Raw genomic sequence first — 6,286 nt, 5'->3', positions numbered from 1 at the left:
GCTGGTCGCCATTGAACGCAAGGGCGCCCGGCCGCTTGAACCGCATGAGTACTGGACGGAGCCCTGCGGCTGGGACCCGCCGCCAGCGTATCGTTACCGGATGGACCCGCATGGTGTGGTCTACACCGCGGTGCTCACGCCGGAGGCAGGGCGCAAGAACTGGGCGGACCTGATCACCGCATTCTGCTGGGCGTTCCGTGATAACCCGGACGCCACGCTGATCCTCAAGATCGCTGGCTCCGACCTCAAGCTGTGCCACCTCGAACTGCTGATGTGGCTGAGCAAGCTGATGCCGTTCCAGTGCCGAGTCATTTCCGTGGCGGGCTACCTCACCGAGGAGGATTACGCCTCGCTGCTCGATGCCACGACCTATTACGTCAACACGTCGCTCGCCGAGGGATTGTGCCTGCCGCTGGTCGAGTTTCTTGGCGCGGGCATTCCGGCGATCGCTCCCAACCACACGGCCATGGCCGACTACATCAGCGACGACTTCGCCTTTGTCGTGGCTAGCCACCCGGGTGAGCCAACGGTGTGGCCGCATGGTGACATGGAAATGGATCGCACGTGGTTCCACCAGTTGGAGTGGAAGTCGTTGTTCGATGCGTTCCATCGCAGCTACCAAGTGGCGTGTGCCGAACCGGAGACGTATGCGGCGATGTCGCTCAAGGCGCATGAGGCAATCCAGAACTATTGCGGCCCCGAGGTCGTGAAGCGTCAACTGCAACGTTTCCTTGCCGATGACATCGCCATGTCGGCGTCGGCGGAGTCCAACGCCCGTCCGCACCTGTCTTCTTTGCCGGTTGCGCCATGAAGCTACTCGTCTACACCAGTACCGCGGGGCGCGACCTGCACAAGCGACTTGGCCAGCCCGAATACAGCTACCGCTTCGTCATCCAGGAATTTCGTCCGCTGCTCGACCAGATCGGCAGCGTCATCGATATCTCCGATCCAGCGACGGAAGTGGATGCAATCTACGAGGCGTGTCGCGCGCGCGGCGAGGCGTGTGTGTTTCTCTGCTTCATGCCGCCGAACAAGGTGCCGCTGGGTCTGGCGTGCCCCACCATCCCTGTGTTTGCATGGGAGTACGAGGCGCTGCCGTCGCAGGAATTCAATGGCAAGCCGCGCAATGACTGGGTGCGGGTACTCAACCACTTCGAGGGTGCGCTGACGCATTCGAGCTTCACGGTGGAGCGCGCGCGTTCGTTCCTGGGCAGGGATTACCCCATCGCATCGGTGCCGGCGCCGCTGTGGGATCGCGTGCAGGGAACGCGGCGTGCCGCGCTGGGTGTGCGGCGCATCCGCTGTAACGGATTGTTGATCGACAGCCGCGAAGTGGATCTGGCGCAGTACCGCAAGCGTCTGATCAAGGCCGCCCTGCCTGGCTCGTTGCCCTTGCCGGCATCCACAGGGTCGGGCCCGCGCGATCTTCTTCTGGACGGCGTCGTCTATACGGCCGTGTTCAACCCCTGCGATGGCCGCAAGAACTGGCGCTCGATGATCGGCGCGTTCTGCGAGGCCCTGCGCGACAAGCCCGATGCCACGCTGGTCTTCAAGCTTACGCACTACGATCCGTCGGAGGTGATTCCATGGATGCTGGAGACGGTGTACCGCATGGGGCCGATCGCGGGTCGTATCGTATTTCTGCATGCTTATCTTGATCCTGCCGACTACGAGGCCCTTCTGTCGGCCACGACATTCGCACTCAATGCATCGCATGGCGAGGGCCAATGCCTGCCGTTGATGGAGTACATGTCGGCCGGCAAGGTGGCCATTGCACCGTGCCACACCTCCATGCGCGACTACGTCGACGAGGAGTGTGCGTTCGTGGTGGATTCGAGCGAGGAAATCGGTTCGTGGCCGCATGACCCGCGGCAGACGCTGCGCACGCTGCGCCACCGCATCCATCACCAGTCACTCGTGTCGGCATTTCGCAAGAGCTATTACGTCGCCACCCGGGAGCCCGCCGTGCACGCCGCCATGTCGCGTGCCGCAGTGGAGTCGCTGAGGCGCTATTGCTCCATGGACGTAGTGGGCCCACGGCTGGTCGCGAGCATCCGTGAGCGGCTGGCTCGCGTACCGCTGGCTAGCGTGGGTTGAGCGGATGACGGTGCTGGCGACACGCGGCAAGAATGTGGGCATTGAATGCTTGCGCGCATTCGCCGTGCTTGGCGTGTTGCTTGAGCATGCGCGCGGCAATCTTTTTCATGACACGGACAACGTACTGAATGCCATCCACGCACGCTTCGGTTTCTGGTGGGGTGTGGACCTGTTTTTCGCCGTGTCCGGTTATGTCATCGCGCGAAGCTTTCTGCCGCGCCTGGATCAGGCGCGCGATCGTCGCGAATCGCTAGGCATCCTTGGCGCCTTCTGGATACGGCGATGCTGGCGATTGCTGCCATCGGCGTGGCTGTGGCTTGGCATTGTGCTGGTGGCATCAGTGGCCTTTAATCGGAGCAATGCGTTCGGCAGTTGGCACGCCAATGTGATGGCGACGCTGGCAGGCCTGTTTAGCGTTGCCAATTTCAGGCTTGCCCAAACCATGTTCCATTCCGAATACGGTGCCAGCTTCGTCTATTGGAGCCTGTCTCTGGAAGAGCAGTTCTATCTGTTGTTTCCCTTGCTAGCGTTCTTCTTTCGGCGATGGCTGCCCTGGTTGATCGCGGTGCTCGCGTTGTCGCAGTTGTTCGTCATCCGCACGCCGTGGCTGATGATGCTGAGGACGGACGCACTGGCACTCGGTGTACTGCTGGCCATGGCCGAGCAGCGGGGCTGGCTGCTGCGGTGGGAGCCACGTTCCCTGGCGCGTCGCCCCGTGATGCAGATGCTGCTGGTCGCTGCGGCATTCACTGGCATGGCGATCTGCTGCAGGGACTCCTTGAGTCTATGGCGCTATCGGGTTGGCATTATCGCGGTACTCGCCGCGTTCTTGGTGTGGCTTGCTTCCTATCCGGCGGGATATCTGCCGCCGCACGGTCCGCTCCGTCGGCTGCTGGCATGGATAGGTGCGCGGTCGTACGCCATTTACCTAATCCATGTTCCCGCTTTCTTCTTCATGCGCGAGGTTTGCACGCGCCTGTTGGCTTCCGGTGGCATCGGACAATGGCCTTCGGCGTGGCTACTGGTTCCCACCACGTTGGTGCTGGTGATGCTGCTGGCCGATGCAAATTATCGTCTCGTCGAGACACCCTTGCGCCGTTTCGGCGCAGGCATCGCGTCGCGCTTCGAGCGCCGCCGTATGCAGGAGCTTCCCGATGAGGAAGGTCGTGCAGCTGTTGCGGCTGTAGCCTGAGAGAAGCGATGTCATCACTATTCAAGCATTTCCCTGGAGTTCGCCTGTATGTCTGAGCTATCGAAACGGCTTCTTGGCCTCTTATCCAACGAAGAGAGCGTCGCGCCGTCGAAGAAGACGGAAGGTTCGGGCGCCGTGGCGGACATGGCGGGTGCGTCGGGCCTGGGCCTTACCGATGCGGTGGCGAGTGGTTGGTATCTCAACGACACCAACGAGTTGTTCCGCGGCATCCCGATCGGTCCGGACGATACGGTCGTCGATGTGGGCTGTGGCGATGGCGGCAGCAGCTTGTTCTGTGCACGGCGTGGCGCCCACGTGACGGCGGTGGATATCGACCAGCGCGTGATCGATGCCATCCGTCCCAAACTGGAGGACGTCATTCCCGGTCGTTGTGCGGCGCTGGTCAGCGACGCCTCGCCGTTGCCATTGCCTGATGCATGCGCCACGCGCGTGGTATGCACCGAAGTGCTCGAACACGTGGCCGATCCCGATCAGGTAATGGCAGAGCTCTACCGTATTGGCAAGCCTGGCGCCCGCTACCTGTTGACGGTTCCCGACGAACTGCAGGAGCACTTGCAGAAAGAGGTGGCGCCGCCGAGTTACTTCCAGAGCCCCAACCACATTCGCATCATCGGCCGGGACGAGTTTGAGCAGATGGTCGTGCGCTCCGGGCTTATCGTGGAGGAGCACACGCAGTATGGGTTCTTCTGGTCGATCTGGTGGGGGCTGTTCTGGGCATGTCGCGTAGACCTGGACAACCCAAGTCATCCCGCACTCAACCATTGGGTGCAGGCGTGGCAGGCCATTCTCGCGCTGCCCGATGGCAAGGCATACAAGGAGAAGCTCGATCGTTTCCTTCCCAAGAGCCGCGTGATCGTGGCGCGCAAGCCCGGGCCGGACGCGTGATGCAGGGGAACGGAGTGTGCCTTACATGAGCAACACGTTGGCTGGTGCACTCTGGCGCTATCGGGGATTCATCCTCGGCAGTGTCAGACGCGAATTTCAGGCGCGTTATCGCAACTCGCTGTTGGGCGGTACGTGGGCCGTGTTGCAGCCACTGGCGATGATCGTGGTTTACACCGTGATCTTCGCCGAGCTCATGCGTGCTCGTCTGCCCGGTATGGACAGCGCTTATGCGTACAGCATCTATCTTTGCTCTGGCCTGCTTACCTGGGGTCTGTTCTCGGAGATCGTGACGCGGGGCCAAGGCGTGTTCCTGGACAACGGCAACATGATCAAGAAGCTCAATTTCCCGCGCATTTGCCTGCCGGCCATCGCCGTGTTGAACGCGCTGGTGAACTTTGGCATCACGTTTGCGATCTTCATCGCCTTCCTGCTTTTATCGGGCAGCTTTCCTGGGTGGGTGGTGTTCTGTGCCATACCGGTGCTGCTGGTGCAGATCGCCTTCGCCGCAGGGCTGGGCATTATTGCGGGCGTGTTGAACGTGTTCTTCCGTGACGTTGGGCAGCTGATTGGCATCGTGCTGCAGTTCTGGTTCTGGTTCACGCCCATCGTTTACTCGGCCGCTACACTGCCCGCGCCAGTACAGCGTCTCCTTTCGCTCAACCCGATGGCACCGCTGATCCAGTCTTACCAGGGCATTTTCCTTTACGGAAAAGTGCCGCAGTGGGCGCAACTGGTTCCCGTCACGCTGGTGGCGATCGCGCTGTGCGCGACAGGCCTGATGCTGTTCCGCCGCCGCGCCGGTGAAATGGTGGACGAACTCTGATGAGCGACATTCGCGTCACGGGCCTGGGCAAGGCCTACAAGATCTACCCCAGCCAGTGGGCTCGCCTGGCCGAATGGATCCTGCCGTTCGCAGGTAAACGACACGAAACGCACTGGGTGCTGCAGGACATCGATTTCGAACTGAAGCCCGGCGAAGCCGTGGGCATCGTCGGAAGCAATGGCGCGGGCAAAAGTACGCTGCTCAAGATGATGGCTGGCACCGTGCGCCCGAGTCGGGGCGACATCCAGATCGGTGGACGCGTCGCCGCGTTGCTGGAGCTTGGAATGGGCTTCCATCCCGAGTTCACGGGTCGGCAGAACGTCATCATGAACGGCCAACTGCAGGGCCTTTCCCTGGAAGAGATCGATGACCTGATGCCACAGATCGAGGCGTTTGCCGAGATCGGCGAATACATCGACCTGCCGGTGCGTACGTACTCCAGCGGCATGCAGATGCGGCTGGCTTTCAGTGTCGCGACGGCGCAGCGGCCCGACGTGCTCATCGTCGACGAAGCGTTGTCGGTGGGTGACTCGTATTTCCAACACAAGAGCTTCGAGCGGATCCGCTCCTTCCGCAAGGCGGGCACCACGCTGCTGATCGTGTCGCACGACCGTTACGCCATCCAGACAGTGTGCGATCGCGCGATCCTTTTGGATAAGGGCCGCATCCGCATGCAGGGCGAGCCGGTGGACGTGCTGGACTACTACAACGCGCTGATGGCTGAGCGCGAATTTGAAACTGTCAAGCAGGCCACGCTAGCCGATGGCCGAATCTCGACTATCTCCGGCACGGGTGAAGTCAGCATCATCGATGCGCAGCTGCTGGGCGAGGACGGTAAACCGGCAGACTCGGTGCAGGTGGGCGAGCATTTGAGACTGGTCGTCAAGGTGCGCGCGACGTCGGAGGTGCCAAGGCTCGTCCTGGGTTTCATGATCAAGGACCGTCTGGGCCATTGCATGTACGGCATCAACTCGCATCGCCTGGAAGCGCCATTGATGGATGTGAAGGCAGGTGAGGGTGCCACCTACACGTTCCACTTCGATGCGGGCCTGGGTAAGGGCAGCTACGCGATTTCACTGTCGCTCTCGCGCGAGGATTCGCACATCGACAAGAACTATGAGTGGCGCGATAACGCGCTGCTGTTCCACGTGTTCAACCACGGGAAAGAGAACTTCGTCGGCTGCAACTGGCTGGATGCGCGGCTTGAGGTTGTGCGTGATGAGCGCGAGTCGTGCCGGGCTTGACCCTGGCGCGTGTTCCCCGCTCCA

Annotated in this window: 6 protein-coding genes; all 6 read left to right on the top strand. The window is 61.5% G+C overall.

What is annotated here, in order from left to right:
- Positions 1-811, top strand: an 811-nt coding sequence (locus JHD67_RS15670; RefSeq protein WP_199100167.1) for a glycosyltransferase, incomplete at its 5' end; no start/stop codon positions are given.
- Positions 808-2,097: a glycosyltransferase gene (locus JHD67_RS15665; protein WP_199100166.1), complete on the top strand. Its 1,290-nt coding sequence runs from the start codon at positions 808-810 to the stop codon at positions 2,095-2,097. The genes JHD67_RS15670 and JHD67_RS15665, both read left to right, overlap by 4 nt.
- Positions 2,057-3,289, top strand: coding sequence for an acyltransferase (locus JHD67_RS15660; RefSeq protein WP_199100165.1), 1,233 nt, complete (start codon positions 2,057-2,059; stop codon positions 3,287-3,289). The genes JHD67_RS15665 and JHD67_RS15660 overlap by 41 nt, the downstream gene beginning before the upstream one ends.
- A gap of 48 nt (positions 3,290-3,337) precedes the next feature.
- Positions 3,338-4,195, top strand: a complete 858-nt coding sequence (locus JHD67_RS15655) for a class I SAM-dependent methyltransferase (protein ID WP_199100164.1) — start codon at positions 3,338-3,340, stop codon at positions 4,193-4,195.
- A gap of 25 nt (positions 4,196-4,220) precedes the next feature.
- Positions 4,221-5,018 (top strand): ABC transporter permease, encoded by a 798-nt coding sequence (locus JHD67_RS15650; RefSeq protein WP_199100163.1) that lies wholly within the window; start codon positions 4,221-4,223, stop codon positions 5,016-5,018.
- Positions 5,018-6,262 carry an ABC transporter ATP-binding protein gene (locus JHD67_RS15645; protein ID WP_199100162.1) on the top strand — a complete coding sequence of 415 codons (1,245 nt, stop codon included), beginning with the start codon at positions 5,018-5,020 and terminating at the stop codon, positions 6,260-6,262. Before JHD67_RS15650 ends, JHD67_RS15645 begins: the two co-directional genes overlap by 1 nt.
- The last annotated feature ends 24 nt before the right edge of the window (positions 6,263-6,286 follow it).

Source organism: Dyella sp. ASV21, assembly GCF_016428975.1.
Taxonomy (GTDB): Bacteria; Pseudomonadota; Gammaproteobacteria; order Xanthomonadales; family Rhodanobacteraceae; genus Dyella.
The sequence above is the reverse complement of the archived record's forward strand: the minus strand, read 5'-3'. Positions and strand labels throughout refer to the sequence as shown.